16 protein-coding genes are annotated in these 17492 nt (G+C 60.7%); 14 read left to right on the forward strand and 2 right to left on the reverse strand.

What is annotated here, in order from left to right:
* Positions 1 to 9: 9 nt before the first annotated feature.
* The 7 genes from DFR46_RS00860 to mmsB all read left to right on the forward strand — a co-directional run bounded on the left by DFR46_RS00860 (position 10) and on the right by mmsB (position 5909).
* A complete protein-coding gene (locus DFR46_RS00860) occupies positions 10 to 1506 on the forward strand; it encodes a CoA-acylating methylmalonate-semialdehyde dehydrogenase (RefSeq protein ID WP_116234740.1) in 1497 nt (498 codons plus the stop codon).
* 4 nt (positions 1507 to 1510) lie between these two features.
* Positions 1511 to 2074: a hypothetical protein gene (locus DFR46_RS00865; protein ID WP_116234741.1), complete on the forward strand. Its 564-nt coding sequence runs from the start codon at positions 1511 to 1513 to the stop codon at positions 2072 to 2074.
* A 42-nt stretch (positions 2075 to 2116) separates the two neighbouring features.
* On the forward strand, positions 2117 to 2482 hold the full coding sequence (locus DFR46_RS00870; protein ID WP_147297589.1) for a cupin domain-containing protein: 366 nt from the start codon (positions 2117 to 2119) through the stop codon (positions 2480 to 2482).
* A complete protein-coding gene (locus DFR46_RS00875; protein ID WP_116234743.1) occupies positions 2475 to 2870 on the forward strand; it encodes a RidA family protein in 396 nt (131 codons plus the stop codon). Before DFR46_RS00870 ends, DFR46_RS00875 begins: the two co-directional genes overlap by 8 nt.
* A 65-nt stretch (positions 2871 to 2935) precedes the next feature.
* On the forward strand, positions 2936 to 4078 hold the full coding sequence (locus tag DFR46_RS00880; protein WP_116234744.1) for an acyl-CoA dehydrogenase family protein: 1143 nt from the start codon (positions 2936 to 2938) through the stop codon (positions 4076 to 4078).
* Positions 4079 to 4130: 52 nt separating this feature from the next.
* Complete coding sequence (locus DFR46_RS00885; protein WP_116234745.1) at positions 4131 to 4904, forward strand: enoyl-CoA hydratase; 774 nt, start codon at positions 4131 to 4133, stop codon at positions 4902 to 4904.
* 114 nt (positions 4905 to 5018) lie between these two features.
* A complete protein-coding gene (mmsB, locus tag DFR46_RS00890) occupies positions 5019 to 5909 on the forward strand; it encodes a 3-hydroxyisobutyrate dehydrogenase (protein ID WP_116234746.1) in 891 nt (296 codons plus the stop codon).
* A 9-nt stretch (positions 5910 to 5918) separates the two neighbouring features.
* On the opposite strand, the gene DFR46_RS00895 is transcribed toward mmsB, so the two are convergent.
* Entirely contained in the window at positions 5919 to 7343 is a 1425-nt protein-coding gene (locus DFR46_RS00895) for a helix-turn-helix domain-containing protein (protein ID WP_116234747.1), read from the reverse strand.
* 114 nt (positions 7344 to 7457) lie between these two features.
* On the opposite strand from DFR46_RS00895, the gene DFR46_RS00900 reads away from it, so the two are divergent.
* From DFR46_RS00900 to DFR46_RS00930, 7 genes are all read left to right on the forward strand, one after another.
* A complete protein-coding gene (locus DFR46_RS00900) occupies positions 7458 to 8996 on the forward strand; it encodes an acyl-CoA carboxylase subunit beta (protein WP_116234748.1) in 1539 nt (512 codons plus the stop codon).
* Positions 8997 to 9116: 120 nt separating this feature from the next.
* Positions 9117 to 9551 carry a methylmalonyl-CoA epimerase gene (gene mce / locus DFR46_RS00905; RefSeq protein ID WP_116234749.1) on the forward strand — a complete coding sequence of 145 codons (435 nt, stop codon included), beginning with the start codon at positions 9117 to 9119 and terminating at the stop codon, positions 9549 to 9551.
* Between the two features lie 77 nt (positions 9552 to 9628).
* Positions 9629 to 10414 (forward strand): enoyl-CoA hydratase-related protein, encoded by a 786-nt coding sequence (locus DFR46_RS00910; protein WP_116234750.1) that lies wholly within the window; start codon positions 9629 to 9631, stop codon positions 10412 to 10414.
* Between the two features lie 4 nt (positions 10415 to 10418).
* A complete protein-coding gene (gene scpA / locus DFR46_RS00915) occupies positions 10419 to 12554 on the forward strand; it encodes a methylmalonyl-CoA mutase (RefSeq protein WP_116234751.1) in 2136 nt (711 codons plus the stop codon).
* A complete protein-coding gene (gene bioB / locus DFR46_RS00920) occupies positions 12551 to 13555 on the forward strand; it encodes a biotin synthase BioB (protein WP_116234752.1) in 1005 nt (334 codons plus the stop codon). Before scpA ends, bioB begins: the two co-directional genes overlap by 4 nt.
* A gap of 4 nt (positions 13556 to 13559) precedes the next feature.
* Entirely contained in the window at positions 13560 to 13955 is a 396-nt protein-coding gene (locus DFR46_RS00925; protein WP_162843371.1) for a lysozyme inhibitor LprI family protein, read from the forward strand.
* A 4-nt stretch (positions 13956 to 13959) separates the two neighbouring features.
* Positions 13960 to 15930 carry an acetyl-CoA carboxylase biotin carboxylase subunit gene (locus tag DFR46_RS00930; protein WP_116234753.1) on the forward strand — a complete coding sequence of 657 codons (1971 nt, stop codon included), beginning with the start codon at positions 13960 to 13962 and terminating at the stop codon, positions 15928 to 15930.
* 112 nt (positions 15931 to 16042) lie between these two features.
* On the opposite strand, the gene DFR46_RS00935 is transcribed toward DFR46_RS00930, so the two are convergent.
* Positions 16043 to 17491 (reverse strand): coniferyl aldehyde dehydrogenase, encoded by a 1449-nt coding sequence (locus DFR46_RS00935; RefSeq protein ID WP_116234754.1) that lies wholly within the window; start codon positions 17489 to 17491, stop codon positions 16043 to 16045.
* Between the last annotated feature and the right edge of the window lies 1 nt (position 17492).

Genomic DNA, 17492 nt, shown 5'->3' on the forward strand with positions numbered 1-17492 from the left:
AGAATAGCAATGCGCGCGGTGGAGCATTTCATTGGTGGCAATGCGGCAAGTGGCGGAACACGCCAGCATGAAATTTGGGATCCCAACTCGGGCGAAGTCCAGGCGAAAGTATCGCTGGGTACGGGTGAGGAGCTGCAAAAAGCGGTCGATGCCGCAAACAATGCACAGCCCGCCTGGGCCGCAACCAATCCGCAAAAACGCGCGCGCGTGATGTTTGCGTTCAAGGCGCTGGTCGAGGCGCATATGGACGAGCTGGCCGAGCTGCTCTCTTCCGAACATGGCAAGGTGATTGCCGACGCGCAGGGCGATGTGCAGCGCGGGCTGGACGTGATCGAATTCGCCTGCGGCATCCCGCATGCGCTGAAGGGCGAATATACGCAGGGTGCCGGGCCCGGCATCGATGTCTATTCGATGCGCCAGCCGCTCGGCATTGTGGCGGGCATTACCCCGTTCAACTTCCCCGCGATGATCCCGATGTGGATGTTCGGTGTGGCGATCGCCTGCGGCAATGCGTTCATCCTGAAACCTTCGGAACGCGATCCATCCGTTCCGGTGCGACTTGCCGAGCTGATGAAGGAAGCGGGGCTTCCCGATGGCATCCTGCAGGTTGTGCACGGCGACAAGCAGATGGTCGATGCGATCCTCGACCATGACGATATCAAGGCGGTGAGCTTTGTCGGCTCCACCGATATCGCCCATTATGTCTATCAGCGCGGGACAGAGAACGGAAAGCGCGTCCAGGCGATGGGCGGCGCGAAGAATCACGGTATCGTGATGCCCGACGCCGATCTCGATCAGGTCGTCAACGATCTGGCGGGTGCAGCCTTCGGATCGGCTGGCGAACGCTGCATGGCGCTGCCGGTTGTGGTGCCGGTGGGTAACGATACGGCCGACAGGCTGCGTGAAAAGCTGCTCCCGGCGATCGACGCGCTTCGTGTCGGCGTTTCGACCGATGTGGATGCACATTACGGCCCGGTGGTGACCGCCGAACATAAGCAACGCGTTGAAAACTGGATACAGACGGGCGTTGACGAAGGCGCGGAACTGGTTGTCGATGGACGCGGTTTCAGTCTGCAAGGCCATGAAGAAGGCTTCTTTATCGGCCCTTCACTGTTCGATCATGTGAAGCCGGGCATGGAAAGCTACAAGGAAGAGATTTTCGGGCCTGTGCTGCAAATTTTGCGCGCCGGCGATTTCGAGGAAGCCCTCGGCCTCGCCAGCGACCATCAATATGGCAACGGCGTCGCGATCTTCACGCGTAACGGTCATGCGGCCCGCGAATTCGCCAGCCGGGTCAATGTCGGCATGGTCGGCATCAATGTGCCGATCCCGGTGCCGGTTGCCTATCATACCTTTGGTGGCTGGAAGAATTCGGCGTTCGGCGACACCAACCAGCACGGCATGGAAGGCGTCAAATTCTGGACGAAGATCAAGACCATCACCCAGCGCTGGCCAGACGGTTCGCCCGATGGCGGCAATGCCTTTGTGATCCCGACGATGGGGTAAGGCGATGCTCCCGATCGTCACATTTCTAGCTTTTTCGTTTCAGGCAGTTGAAGCGCCAAGGACGATCAATAGTGTAGAATTGGGAAATCTCGCCGATTTCACGATCGAAGGTCCGGCACGATTGTGCGTAGGAGATATGGCTGTCGATCTGGAATCGGAAGAAACCGCCTATGTTCAATATCTTGGTATCCACAATGCATCGGTCATTGTTGCGGATCCACGACGCAGTTATGAGCTGAACATCAGCGACAATTTCGCTGATCCCGCTGATTCAGCTCAAATGGTGTCGCAAACACATCGGGCATTATTGACTCAGCATGGTAATGGTACCCGAGCCCGATTTCTGTACAGTTCATGGAACGTCGACCTAAATGAGTTCAGTCCGCGTATTTGGATTGATGACGAACAGGTCAGGCGACCAAGGATCGCGCGTCAAATTTTCGGGAAGATTAGCTTTGTTGATGATCAGCCGGCCAACTGCGACCGGATTTTTGTCTATGGTTGGGAGGCGCTTTTCGGTGACGGTGTCGGCGAACGGAGAAACGCCAGCGGAAATGTCGATGAATAATTTCGGCTGGTTCTGGTCGGAGCCTGATTGGCATCGGCTGATATGACAGAGCGTAGAAGGGTTGATCCGATAGCTGCGGCTGCGGGCCTCGCCGAAATGGAATTTCGCGAGCTTGCCTCGTTCAACGAGGGCGGCGTGGGCGTGTTCTGGTCTGAGGCGGGTGGGCCGTCGCCTTGGGAAATGCATCCTGCTTGCGAGGAGATGCTGCAGGTTCTCGAGGGCGAAATCGAGGTTGAAATCCTGCCCGAAGACGGCGGTCCGGGCGAGAAGACGGTCGTCTCCGAAGGCGAGTTCATCGTCATTCCGCGCCGCTGCTGGCATCGTCAGAGGCTGCTGAAGCGCACCAAGGAGCTCTATCTGACGCCGGGTAGTAGCGAACATTCGATGGAGGAGGATCCACGTGGCTGACGATACTGTTCAGCGGACGGCTTCCGCTTCCCCGTTCGAGGCAGCCTTTGGTTTCTCCCGCGCGGTCCGCACAGGCAACCGCATCCTGGTGTCAGGCACCGGTCCGATCGAGCCGGACGGCAGTTCCACGCTCGGCGATGCGGCAGTGCAGGCGCGGCGCTGTTTTGCGATTATCGTAGCGGCGATCGAAGAGCTGGGTGGCAGCGCAAATGATGTCGTCCGCACGCGGATGTTTGTGACTGACGCAGCGGATGGCGATGCCATCGGCGCGGTCCATGGCGAGATTTTCGGCGATGTTCGCCCGGCCGCAACCATGGTCGTTGTGGCCGCACTGCTCCGCCCCGAATGGCGGGTCGAAATTGAGGCGGAGGCGGAGCTGGCCGGCTGACGCGGCGTTAACCGAAAGACGATTTCTGGATTACGGTAGCGCGAAAACATGGCTATAGGACGCCCATGACACAATTCGATTTGACCGACGAACAGCGCCAGATCCAGGAGATGGCGCAGAAATTCACCGCCGACGAGATCACCCCGCATGCGGCCGAGTGGGACGAAAAATACTTCTTCCCGCGCGATGTCGTCCAGAAGACCGGCGAGCTCGGCTTTGGCGCGATCTATGTTTCCGAGAAATCGGGCGGCATTGCGCTGGGGCGGCTAGAGGCGGCGCTGATCATGGAGGCGATGGCCTATGGCTGCCCGGCGACCAGCGCCTATGTTTCGATCCACAATATGGCGAGCTGGATGATCGACCGCTTTGGCGGCGACGAGGTGAAGGCCAAGTTCCTGCCCAAGCTGGTTACGATGGAGCACATCGCTAGCTATGCGCTGACCGAACCGGGATCGGGCTCGGATGCTGCGGGGCTTAAGACGACGGCCAAATTAGACGGCGATCATTATGTCCTCAACGGCACAAAGCAGTTTATCTCGGGCGCGGGCTTTAACGATATCTATGTCGTGATGGTCCGCACCGGCGAGCATAAGAGCAAGGGCATCTCGTGCCTCGTCATAGAAAAGGACACGCCGGGGCTGAGCTTCGGCAAGCCCGAGAAGAAGCTAGGCTGGAACGCCTCGCCAACGGCGCAGCTGATCTTCGAGGATTGCCGCGTGCCGGTCGAAAATCGGGTAGGCCAGGAAGGCGAGGGGTTCAATTTCGCGATGGCGGGGCTTGATGGCGGGCGACTGAATATCGGCGCCTGTAGCCTCGGCGGCGCGCAGCGCTGCCTCGACGAGGCGGTCGCCTATACCAGGGAGCGCCAGCAATTCGGACAGCCCATCGCCGATTTCCAGAACACGCAGTTCATGCTCGCCGATATGGCCACCGATCTCGAAGCGGCGCGTGCGCTGCTCTATCTCGCCGCCGCCAAGGTAACGGCGAACGCGCCCGACAAGACGCGCTTTTCGGCGATGGCGAAAAGGCTCGCGACCGATAGCGGCAGCAATATCGTCAACAACGCGCTGCAGCTATTCGGCGGCTATGGCTATCTCCGGGAATATCCGATCGAGCGGTTCTGGCGCGATCTGCGCGTGCATTCGATTCTGGAAGGCACGAACCAGGTGATGCGGATGATCGTTTCACGCGATTTGTTGCGGCAGTAATCAATCGCCACCCTGAACATGTTTCGGCGCGACGAAAGAAGGAATCGAACCAATGACCTACGAAACCATCCTTGTCGAACAGCGCGGCGCGGTTACGCTGATCACGCTGAACCGGCCCAAGGCGTTGAACGCGCTCAACAATCAGGTGCTCGAAGAGGCGATCGACGCTTTTGCGGTCTTCGATGCGGACGACAGCCAGCGTTGCGCGGTGCTTACCGGTAGTGAGAAGGCCTTTGCGGCGGGCGCGGACATCAAGGAAATGTCCGACCAGAGCTTTGCCGATATGTATGGCAATAATCATTTCGGCGGCTGGGAGCGGGTGACGGCTACCCGCAAGCCATGGATCGCGGCGGTTGGCGGTTATGCGCTGGGCGGCGGCTGCGAGGTCGCGATGATGGCGGACTTCATCATTGCGGCGGACAGCGCCAAATTCGGCCAGCCCGAGATCAAGCTTGGCGTGACGCCGGGCATGGGCGGCTCGCAGCGCATGGCGCGGGCGATCGGCAAGGCCAAAACGATGGAAATGTGCCTGACCGGGCGGATGATGGATGTCGAGGAAGCCGAGGGGTTGGGGCTTGTCGCGAAGGTCGTGCCGGCTGACGATCTGGTTGAGGAAGCCGTGAAATCGGCGAGTGCGATTGCCGCGATGGGGCCGCTGGCCGCCATGGCGACCAAGGAAATGGTCAATGCCGCGTTCGAGACCACGCTGGCCCAGGGCATCGCCTTTGAGCGCCGCCTGTTCCATGGCCTGTTCGGCTCGGAGGACCAGAAGGAAGGCATGGCCGCCTTTGTCGAGAAGCGCGAGGCGAACTGGACGGGGAAGTGAACTATACCGTTTGCCCTGAGCCTGTCGAAGGGCTGCCCTTCATCTTTTGGGCCGGTGAAGAAGTAAGGGCAGGGCTTCGACAGGCTCAGCCCGAACGGGTTTTGGAGAAGAGACATGACAACAATCGCATTCATTGGTCTGGGCAATATGGGCGGCGGGATGGCCGCGAACCTTGCCAAGGCCGGCCATGACGTCGCCGCTTTCGATATTTCGGAAGACGCGCTGGAGGCGGCGAAAGCCAATGGCTGTCGGATTGCGGAATCGGGTGCGGACGCCGTGAAAGGCGCCGAGGCCGTGGTGACCATGCTGCCTGCGGGCAAGCATGTTCGCGCCGTCTATGTCGACGATGTGTTCGACAATGCCGAGCCCGGCACGTTGCTGCTCGACTGTTCGACGATCGATGTCGGCACGGCGCGGGCCGTTGCGGAAGAGGCCGTGGCCAAGGGCATGCTGATGGTCGATGCGCCGGTTTCCGGCGGGATCGCGGCGGCGGCGGGCGGCACGCTGACCTTCATGGTCGGCGGCACGGAGCGGGCGTTCGAGCGCGCCCGGCCGATCCTGGAAGAAATGGGGCAAGCCGTGATTCACGCCGGCGATGCCGGGGCCGGGCAGGCCGCCAAAATCTGCAACAATATGCTGCTCGGTGCGACGATGATCGCGACCTGCGAAACTTTTAATCTCGCTCAGTCGCTGGGGCTCGATCCGCAGACCTTTTTCGATATTTCGAGCAAGGCTTCGGGGCAGAGCTGGTCTATGACAAGCTATTGTCCGGTTCCTGGGGTCGGTCCGGAAACGCCTGCCGATCATGAATATGAAGGCGGTTTCGCTGCGCCGCTGATGCTCAAGGATCTCAAGCTTGCGATGGAGGCGGCCGACGAAGCCGGGATGCGCACTCCGATGGGCGCCAAGGCCCGCGCGCTATACGAACAATATGTGAAACATGGCGGCCAGAAAAAGGATTTCTCCGGCATCATCAAATATCTGGAATCCAGCTCGACCGACTAGGGTCGGGACCTAAAGCCGGTAGGGGATGACCTCGCGCCGATCGATTTCCGTGAGCAGCGTGTGGCCGGCGGGCGGAAAGGCGCGCTGGTCGCAGTTGCGGCGCGGGCACAGCCGGCACGAGGTGCCGATCGGGGTCGCAGCCGCCGGGTTTTCCAGGTCCAGCGCATCGGCATAGACGAAATCGGCGGCCTGTTCGGCCTCGCAGCCCAGCGCGACGGCGAAGCGGCGGCTCGGCCGCTGGAAACTGCCCGACGGCTTGACCAACCCCATCGCCATGGTGACATAGCGGATGCCGTCCGGCGTTTCGGCGAGCTGGACATGGATCTTGTCCGGCGAGGCGGCCGCCTCATGCGCTATCCATAAAGGGCAAGCGCCTCCGAACCGGGCGAACTGCATCTTGGTGGCCGAATGGCGCTTGGTGATGTTGCCGGCCATGTCGATGCGGAAGAAGAACATCGGCACGCCGCGCATGCCGGGCCGCTGCAGAGTCGAGAGGCGGTGGCAGGCCTGTTCGAAGCTCACCCCGAATCGGTTGGCGAGCCGGTCGACATCGTGGCGCAGGGCGCGGGCCGCATCGCGGAACCGCGCATAGGGCATGACGATCGCCCCGGCCGCATAATTGCCCAGCCCCACGGTCAGCAGCTTCTCGCTCGCTTCGGACTGGAGGTTGGCGCCGCGGACGATTGCCGTGATCGGCTCGATCAGTTCGATCAGGGCAAGCTGGTGTGCGAGCTGGAAGGTCCGGCTGGGGCGCGGCAGGATGGCGCTGATCGAAACGCAGCGATTGGCCCGGTCATATTCGCGCAGAGCTGTGGCAGCGGTATCGTCCGATACGAAGCGCACCGAGAGGCCGTGCTTTGAGCCGAGCCGTTCAATCAGCGCCTCTTCGGTCACGCGGTTATCCTGGCTGCATTTCGCCGCGATGCGTTCGGCGGCGACATCGACTGTATCGACATAATTGCCGACTGCATGGAACCAGTCCCGCGTTTCTTCCCAGGGAAATTGGCGGCCGTCTCCCCGGCTTTCGGCATCGGTACTGTCGATCACATCGCCAAGCGCATGCCGACGCTCTTCCGCCAGCCGATAGGCGCTGTGCAGCGCGACCATGCGGTCGGCAAGCTGCGGATATTGTTCGACGAAGCGGGACAGAGCAGGCGCGGGCAGGGGCGTTTCGCTGAACAGCGGATCGGAAATCGCCTCGCGGATCGCAGCAAGGCGGCGCTCATATTCATCGCGTGGCGGTTCGTTCCATTCCGACGGGAAATGGCGTTCCAGCGCTTCGGTCACCGATGCGGTGATCGGGCGCGCGTCATTCTCGATCTGCGAGAGATAGCTGACGGATATGCCGAGGGTCCTGGCAAATCCAGCCTGATCAAGCTCGCGGCGCTGGCGGATGGTGCGCAGCCGCGATCCGGCATATAATCTCGCTTTCATCTCCGCTCTCTTCGCTATTTTGCAAAATAGATTTCGCAATTTTACAAAATCACATTTGCATTATGCGCGTCAAGCCCGAAGAGAGGCGGAGAGTCTCGCCGAAAGGGAACAGGAATGTCGAATATCGAAGCGCTCGACCTGCTGGAAAATAAACGTGAACAGGCGCGTATGGGCGGCGGCCAGAAACGGATTGATGGCCAGCATGCCAAGGGCAAGCTTACCGCGCGCGAGCGGCTGCAAGTGCTGTTCGACGAGGATTCGTTCGAGGAACTCGATATGTTCGTCGAGCATAATTGCGTCGATTTCGATATGCAGGAACAGATCGTACCGGGTGACGGCGTGGTTACCGGATCGGGGACGATCAACGGCCGACTCGTCTATGCTTACAGCCAGGATTTCACTGTTTTCGGTGGCTCCCTGTCGGAGCGGCATGCGGAGAAAATCTGCAAGGTGATGGACACGGCCATGAAAGTCGGCGCGCCGGTTATCGGCCTGAATGACAGCGGCGGCGCGCGAATCCAGGAAGGCGTGGCGAGTCTTGGCGGCTATGCCGAGGTGTTCCAGCGCAATGTGCTGGCCAGCGGTGTCGTGCCGCAGCTTTCGCTGATCATGGGTCCGTGCGCGGGCGGCGCGGTGTATTCGCCCGCCATGACCGACTTCATCTTCATGGTGAAGGATAGCTCTTACATGTTCGTCACCGGCCCCGATGTCGTGAAGACAGTGACCAACGAGGTCGTGACACAGGAAGAGCTGGGCGGCGCGGTAACGCACACTACCAAATCCGGCGTTGCCGATGTGGCGTTCGAGAACGATCTCGAGGCGCTGATGGCGGCGCGCGATTTCATCGATTATCTGCCCGCGTCCAACCGGGAGGATCCACCGGAACGCCCTACGGCCGATGCCTGGGACCGCGAGGAGCCAAGCCTCGACACGCTGATCCCGGCAAGCGCGGCCATGCCCTATGATATGCATGAGCTGATCCGCAAGACGGTGGATGAAGGCGATTTTTTCGAGATTCAGCCGGCGCATGCGGGCAACATCATCATCGGCTTTGGGCGGATCGAGGGCCGCACGGTCGGTATCGTGGCCAATCAGCCCACGGTGCTGGCAGGCTGCCTTGATATCGCTGCGTCGAAGAAAGGCGGGCGGTTCGTGCGTTTCTGCGACGCTTTCGAAATTCCGATCGTCACCTTTGTCGACGTGCCTGGCTTCCTTCCCGGTGTCGGACAGGAGCATAACGGTATCATCAAGCATGGCGCGAAACTGCTCTTCGCCTATGCCGAGGCGACGGTGCCCAAGATCACGGTGATTACGCGCAAGGCCTATGGCGGCGCTTATGACGTGATGGCGTCCAAGCATCTGCGCGGGGATCTCAACTATGCCTGGCCGACTGCCGAGATCGCGGTGATGGGCGCTAAAGGGGCCGTCGAGATCATCTTCCGCAAGGATGCTGGCGATCCGGACAAGATCGCCGCCAAGACCAAGGAATATGAAGACCGTTTCGCGAACCCGTTCGTGGCGGCGAGCAAGGGCTTTATCGACGAGGTGATCATGCCGCATTCGACGCGGAAACGGATCGCGCTGGGGCTGCGCAAGCTCCGCAACAAGCAGCTCGAAAATCCGTGGAAGAAGCATGACAATATTCCGCTGTGAGCCACTCTGCCGTCACCCTGAACTTGTTTCAGGGTCCACTCATCGATCTGCGATATCCGTGCGGGAGAAGCAGTGGATGCTGAAACAAGTTCAGCATGACGCACAATTGGAAGTAACATCATGAAACTGGGCCGTATGAACCATGTCGGCGTGGCCACGCCGGATCTCGACGCCTCGATCGCTTTCTACCGGGATGTGATGGGCGCAACCGATATTACCGAACCCTTCGTGCTCGAAAGCCAGAAGGTACGCGTATGTTTCGTCAACACTCCGGGCGAGGCGGGGACTGCCGGTACGCAGGTCGAACTTCTCCAGCCAACAGAGGCCGATTCCGCCGTTGGCAAATGGCTTGAGAAGAACCCGCTTGGCGGCCAGCATCATCTCTGTTTCGAGGTGCCGGATATTCATGCAGCCAGGGCCGAGTTCGAGGCGCAGGGCAAGCGCGTGCTGGGCGAACCGCGGATCGGCGCGCATGGCACGCTGATCTTTTTCGTCCACCCCAAAGATATGGGCGGCATACTGACCGAAATCATGGAGACGTCGAAAACGGCCTGACGCAATTGGCCCTTGTGCGTCGACCCGGCATTGGGCAGAGTTGACGTTAACGTAAACAACCGACCCAGGAGACCGTTATGGCCGACTATGAAAATATCCGCCTCGAGATTGCCGACGCTGTTGCCACCATCACCCTCGACAAGCCCGAGCGGCTGAACGCCTGTTCGCTCGATATGGCAGACGAGATTATCGACGCGCTCGACCATCTTGACGGCGCGCGCGCGGTGCTGATCACAGGTGAGGGCCGCGCATTCTGTGCGGGCGCGGATCTCCAGGCCAGCGCCCAATCGTCGATCACCGGGGGCGCGCGCTCATACCGCGCTCTGCAGGGCCACTATAATCCACTGATGCTGAAGCTTGCAAAGCTCGACTTTCCCGTTGTGACTGCGGTGAACGGCCCAGCGGCGGGCGTTGGCTGCTCCATCGCGCTGGCCAGCGACTTCGCGATCGCCGGTAAATCCGGCTATTTCCTTCAGGCGTTCGTCAATATCGGTCTGGTGCCGGACGGCGGCGCGAGCTGGATGCTGGCGCGGCTCGTCGGCAAGGCGCGGGCGACCCAGATGATGATGCTGGGCGAGAAGATATATGGCGAGCAGGCTGCGGACTGGGGCCTTATCTACAAATGCGTCGAGGACGATGCGCTGATGGACGAGGCGAATGCGCTGGCTACGCGACTGGCGGGGATGCCGACTGTTGCGCTGGGCGTGATGCGGAAGAACCTGGCCGAGGCGCTGGACGGCGACTATGCGAGCGCGCTGGTGCGCGAGGCCGAAGGCCAGCGACGGGCCGGCGACAGCGACGATGCTAAAATCGGTGCCATCGCCTTTCTCAAAAAGGAGAAAGCCCAGTTTACGGGCAAATAGCAGCATGACCGAAAAGCCTACAAAATCAGACTGGCAGAAATGTGCTTCGAAGGAAGTGAAAGGCCGCGACCTCACCTGGCACACGCCGGAGGGGGTTGCTGTCCAGCCAGCCTATGATGCGTCCGACGCGCTCGACCCCGGCCTGCCCGGATTCGAGCCGTTCACGCGCGGCCCCTATGCGTCCATGTATACCGGCCGCCCCTGGACGATCCGGCAATATGCGGGTTTTTCGACGGCTGAGGAATCCAACGCCTTTTACCGCCGCAACCTGGCGGCCGGGCAGAAGGGGCTTTCGGTCGCTTTCGATCTCGCCACACACCGGGGTTATGACAGCGATCATCCGCGCGTCGTCGGCGATGTCGGCAAGGCGGGTGTCGCGATCGATACGCTGGCCGATATGAAGATCCTGTTCGACCAGATCCCGCTCGACCAGATGTCGGTATCTATGACGATGAACGGCGCGGTGCTGCCGGTGCTCGCTTTCTACATCGTCGCGGCGGAAGAGCAGGGCGTCTCGCAGGATCAGCTTTCGGGCACGATCCAGAACGATATTCTCAAAGAGTTCATGGTGCGCAACACCTATATCTATCCGCCGGAGCCCTCGATGCGGATCGTTGCCGACATCATCGCCTATACCGCCGAGCATATGCCGCGCTTCAACTCGATTTCGATTTCGGGCTATCACATGCATGAAGCCGGCGCGACGGCGGTGCAGGAGATGGCCTATACGCTGGCTGACGGTATGGAATATGTCCGCGCGGCGATGAAAAATGGTTTGGACGTGGACAGCTTCGCGCCCCGCCTCAGCTTCTTCTGGGGCATCGGCATGAACTTTTTCATGGAGATCGCCAAGATGCGCGCCGCGCGTCAGCTCTGGCACAAGATCATGACGGATTTCGGCGCGGAAAATCCCAAGTCCAAAATGCTGCGAACCCATTGCCAGACGTCCGGCGTCTCTCTGACCGAGCAGGACCCGTACAATAATGTCGTGCGCACCACGATCGAGGCGATGGCGGCGACCTTGGGCGGCACGCAAAGTCTCCACACCAATGCCTTTGACGAGGCGGTGGCGCTCCCCACGGACCGTTCCGCCCGCATTGCCCGCAACACCCAGCTCATCCTGCAGGAAGAGAGCGGCATCACCCATGTCGCCGATCCACTGGGCGGGTCCTATTATGTCGAACAGCTCACCCAGCAACTGGCCGACAAGGCCTGGGCGCTGATCGAGGAAGTCGAGGAAGCGGGCGGCATGACGAAAGCCGTTGCGGCTGGCCTGCCCAAGAAGAATATAGAGGAAGCGGCAGCGGCCAAGGCGGCAGCTGTCGATCGCGGCGAGCAGGTGATCGTTGGCGTCAACAAATACCGGCTTGCCGAAGAAGACGAGATGGACATTCTCGACATCGACAATGCCCGTGTGCGCCGCGACCAGATTGCGAGGCTCGAACAGACCCGCAGCGAACGGGACGGCGATGCAGCGGAGGCGGCACTGGTCGCAATCCGCGAAGGCGCGAAAGCCGATGGCAATCTCCTCGCGCTGTGTGTCGATGCCGCCCGTGCGCGCTGCACGCTTGGCGAGATGTCGGCGGCGATGGAAGATGTTTTCGGGCGTTATGATACGGTACCGACGCCGGTCAGCGGTATCTATGGCGGTGCCTATGATGGCGATCCGCGCTGGATTCAGGCGGGCGAGGGTGTCGAGGCCGTTGAGCGGCGACTGGGCCGCAAGCCCCGGATGATGGTCGCGAAAATGGGTCAGGACGGCCATGATCGCGGCGCCAATCTCGTCGCCAGCGCCTTTGCCGATCTCGGCTTCGAGATTGTCAGCGGGCCACTGTTTCAGACACCGGGCGAAGCGGCCGAGTGGGCGGTTGAAAAAGATGTCGATGTGGTTGGCGCGTCGAGCCTCGCCGCAGGGCATAAGACGCTGATCCCCGAACTGATCCAGAAGCTTGGCGATGCCGGGCGGCCCGACATACAGGTAATCGCTGGCGGCGTTATCCCTGCGCAGGATTATGATTTCCTGCGCGAGGCGGGCGTGAAGGCAATCTTCGGACCCGGCACCAATCTGGTCGACGCAGCGGGCGAAGTACTCAAGCTGCTCGGCCATAACTTGCCACCATTGGATGAGGCTGCTGAATGACCGATATCCGCACCGACTGGACCCGCGAAGAAGTCGCCACGCTTTTCGACCTGCCGTTTCACGAACTGATGTGGCAGGCTCAGACCGTTCACCGCGAAAACCACCCGGCGGGCGAGGTGCAGCTTTGCACGCTCCTTTCCATCAAAACCGGCGGGTGCCCGGAGGATTGCGGCTATTGTTCGCAATCCGTTCATGCCGATAGCGGCGTGGAGGCGACGAAGCTCATGGATGTGCGCCAGGTGCTGCAATCGGCGGCGCAGGCCAAGGATGCGGGCTCGCAGCGTTTCTGCATGGGCGCGGCATGGCGCAACCCCAAGGACCGGGACATGCCCGCGATTGTCGAGATCGTGAAAGGCGTGCGCCAGATGGGGCTCGAAACCTGCATGACGCTCGGCATGCTGACGCCGAAACAGGCGGATATGCTCAACGAGGCCGGCCTCGATTATTATAACCACAATATCGATACCTCGCCGGAGCGGTACGAGGAAGTAATCTCGACACGCACCTTTGAGGAGCGGATCGAGACGCTCGACAATGTACGCAATGCCGGGATCAATGTCTGTTCGGGCGGTATCGTCGGCATGGGTGAAACGCGCGAAGACCGAGTTGGCTTTATCCATGCGCTGGCAACGCTGGAGCGTCATCCGGAAAGCGTTCCGGTCAATGCACTGGTTCCCGTCAAAGGCACGGTGCTTGGTGATATCCTGCATGACGTTCCCGATGCGAAGATCGACGATCTTGAATTTGTTCGCACGGTGGCCGTCGCGCGGATCACCATGCCGCGCTCGATGGTCCGCCTGTCGGCTGGCCGCGAGAGCATGAGCGAGGCCGTACAGGCGCTTTGCTTTATGGCGGGCGCGAACAGCATTTTCACCGGCGACAAGCTGCTGACGACCGGCAATCGCGGCGACGATGCCGATGCGGCACTGTTTGAGAAGCTTGGGCTCGTGCCGCTGGAAGGGGAAGAACCGATGCAGACCGAAATGGAAGCGGCGGAATAGGCCTATGCTGGGAGTGACTCTTTTCGCGCTGTTGCAGTTCTCGGCCAATGCGGAAACCTGCGCCGATTACGGCAATCTGCCGCAGCAGCACATGAACGCTTGCGCCCATTGGCAATATGAGCTGGCGGATGCCGAGCTGCAGGGCGTCTGGGAGCAGGCGTTAGGCTATGCGCGCAACTATCTGAGTTTTGATGATTTGAACGATGGCCGGGCGAGCGGCGCGGATCGGTTGCTTGCCGCCCAGCGCGCCTGGCGCATTCTGCGCGATGAGCACTGCGCGACTTACTCTTATCATATGCGTGGTGGCAGTGCTGAGCCGTTACTCTACCACGGATGCCGAACGACGATGACCCGCCAGCGAACGACCGAGCTGCGCAATCTGATGATCGAGGATCAATAGCCCCATGTTCAAAAAAATCCTGATCGCCAATCGCGGCGAAATTGCTTGCCGGGTTATTCGCAGCGCCCAGAAAATGGGGATCGCAACCGTTGCGGTCTATTCGGATGCCGATGCGCGTTCGCCCCATGTCGAGATGGCGGATGAGGCCGTGCATATCGGCCCGCCGCCTGCTGCAGAATCCTATCTGCTTGCCGACAAGATCATTCAGGCGTGCAAGGATACCGGCGCAGAGGCCGTGCATCCGGGCTATGGTTTCCTTTCCGAACGCGAAAGCTTCGCCAAGGTGCTGGCTGAAGAAGGCATCGCCTTTATCGGCCCGCCGCCAAACGCCATCGCGGCGATGGGCGACAAGATCGAATCGAAAAAGCTCGCCAAGAAAGCGGGCGTCAGCGTCGTTCCCGGCCATGTCGGGGAGATTGACGATACCGAGCATGCGGTGAAGATTTCCGGCGAGATCGGTTATCCGGTGATGATGAAGGCGTCGGCTGGCGGCGGCGGCAAGGGGATGCGGCTCGCCTGGAACGAGAAAGATGTGCGCGAGGGATTCGAGGCGACGAAGCGCGAAGGGCTGGCCAGTTTCGGCGATGACCGCGTCTTTATCGAGAAGTTTATCGAGCAGCCGCGCCATATCGAGATCCAGATACTCGGCGATCAACACGGCAATATCGTTTATCTGGGCGAGCGCGAATGCTCGATCCAACGCCGCCATCAGAAGGTCGTCGAGGAAGCGCCGTCGCCATTTGTTGACGAAGAGATGCGCAAGGCGATGGGCGAGCAGGCCGTCGCGCTGGCCGCTGCCGTCGATTATCACAGCGCCGGTACGGTCGAGCTGATCGTCGGGGCGGACAAGAGCTTCTATTTCCTTGAAATGAATACAAGGCTCCAGGTCGAGCATCCGGTGACCGAGAATATTACGGGCGTCGATCTGGTCGAGCAGATGATCCGCGTTGCGGCGGGCGAGAAGCTGCCTTTCACGCAGAAGGATATCGCGCTCAATGGCTGGTCCGTTGAAAATCGGGTCTATGCCGAAGACCCGTATCGCGGCTTCCTGCCCTCAATAGGTCGGCTCGTGCGCTACAGTCCGCCCGAGGAAGGCGCGGGCGTCCGCGTCGATGATGGCGTGATGGAAGGGGGCGAGGTTTCGATGTTCTACGATCCGATGATCGCCAAGCTGATCACCTATGCCGAAACCCGCGAGGCGGCGATCGATTTGCAGATCGATGCGCTGGACAGGTTCGAGCTTGAGGGGCTTGGCCACAATCTCGACTTTCTCTCGGCGCTGATGCAGCATCCGCGCTTCCGCTCCGGCGAGATCACGACCAATTTCATTGCCGAGGAATATCCGGACGGGTTCGAAGGCGCGCCTGCCGACGCTGAATTGTTGAAACGCCTTTCCGCGGTGGCAGCCTTTGCCGCGACCGCGCATTCGGATCGCGCGCGCCGTGTTTCCGGCCAGCTGGATGGGCCGCTGCGCCCGCCCGCAGACTGGGTCGTGGAGATTGATGGCGCTGCGCACGAAGTTCATGTCGATCTTGAGGATGTTTCGGTGGACGAAGAGGCGACCGGCCTTTCCATGGCCTATGCACCGGGCGACCGGATCGTCGAGGCGGAGTTTGACGGCGCACCGCTTACCGTGAAGATCAAAGCGGGCCGCTATGGCTTCATGCTGACGGCGCGCGGCGCGAGCCATGTGGTTCGCGTGCTCCCGAAACGCATTGCTCATCTCGCCCAGCACATGATCGAGAAGGAGCCGCCCGATCTTTCGAAATATCTTCTGTGCCCGATGCCGGGCCTGATCACAGCGCTCCATGTCGGCGAGGGCGATAAGGTCGAGGCCGGTCAGCCGCTTGCCGTGGTCGAGGCCATGAAGATGGAGAATATTCTCCGCGCCGAAAAGGCCGGGATCGTGAGCAAAGTCGAAGCCGCGGAGGGCGACAGCCTCGCTGCCGACGATGTGATTTTAGAGTTCGAATAGGCACAACCGTATGCCCTGAGCCTGTCGAAGGGCTGTACCTCACTTTAGAAGTTGGAAAAGAAGAGCAGGGCTTCGACAGGCTCAGCCTAACGGGCGTTGGGGCTCTGTGCAGTTAAAGCTTCAACTCGCGCTTGATCGTCGCTTTGCTGGTCTTGCCATAAGGTGGCTTGAATCCCCCAAGCTTAGCCACGTCCATCTTAGGCTGGCTGTAAACGCTCTTCGCATGGCTGAACGTCTTGAAGCCCTCATGGCCGGTATAGGCGCCCATGCCCGATGGCCCGACGCCGCCGAAGGGCAGCTCGTCCATCGCGATATGGAAGATCACGTCGTTGACTGTCGCGCCGCCCGAAATCGTTTTCGACAGCACCTTCTGCTCCTCGGCCCTGTCGCTGCCGAAGTAATAGAGGCCCAGCGGGCGGTCATGCGCGTTCACATAGTCGATCGCTTCGTCCACAGACTTGTACGTCTTGATCGGCAGCACCGGCCCGAAAATCTCCTCCTGCATCACCTTCATGTCCTCGGTCGGATTGCGGACGATGGTGAGCGGCATCTTGCGCTTGTTGGACGCGCTGAAATCCTCATTGCCGGGATTCACCTCTACCAGCTCCGCGCCCTTTTCCACGGCATCCTTCAGATAGCCCTGCAGCCGTTCATAATGGCGGTCGTTGATGATGGATGTATAGTCGTCATTGGCGTCGAGCGTCGGATACTGTTCGGTTACCGCAGCACTCAGGCCCTGGATGACCTCGCCTTCCTTGCCTTCAGGCACCATCATATAGTCGGGCGCAAGGCATATCTGTCCGGCATTCATCATCTTGCCCATGGCGACCCGGCTCGTGCCGCGCCCGATATCCGCGCTCTCGCCGAAGATGGTCGGCGATTTACCGCCCAGTTCGAGCGTAACCGGCGTCAGGCTGTCGGCTGCGGCGTGCAGGATATGCTTGCCGATGCTTGTCGCGCCAGTGAACAGCAGGTGGTCGAAGGGCAGGGATGAGAAAGCCTGGCCGACTTCCGGGCCGCCATTGAACACGGCGATTTCTTCTGGTGAAAGCGCGCTGCCGATCAGCTTCTCGACCAGTTCGCTGGTGACGGGTGTGAATTCGCTCATTTTGATCATCACGCGATTGCCCGCGGCGAGTGCGTCGGCGAGCGGGCTGAAGGTCAGCTGGACCGGGAAATTCCAGGGCGCGATAATTCCGACCACGCCCATCGGCTGATACTCGATCCGCGCCTTGGCGCCGAACAGACCTAGCGGGAAGCGCGCGCTGCGCTTTTCGGGTCGCATCCATTTCTCGACATGCTTGCGGGCATATTTGACCTCGCCCAGCGCCGAAACGATGTCGGTCATCATTGATTGCTCCCGGGATCGATGGCCGAAATCCTCGCTCATCGCGTCGCACAGCGCATCGGCATTCTCGACGAGCAACTGGCCGACCCGGGTCAGCCGGTCCTTGCGCGTTGCCGCGCTCACCGGCAGCTCGGCGGTAAAGGCCGCTCGCTGTTTTGCGAGCGCGGCGAGCATTGCATCCTTGTTCACGATCTGCGGGTCTGCATCGGCCATG

This window comes from Parasphingopyxis lamellibrachiae, from assembly GCF_003385775.1.
GTDB classification, from domain to species: domain Bacteria; phylum Pseudomonadota; class Alphaproteobacteria; order Sphingomonadales; family Sphingomonadaceae; genus Parasphingopyxis; species Parasphingopyxis lamellibrachiae.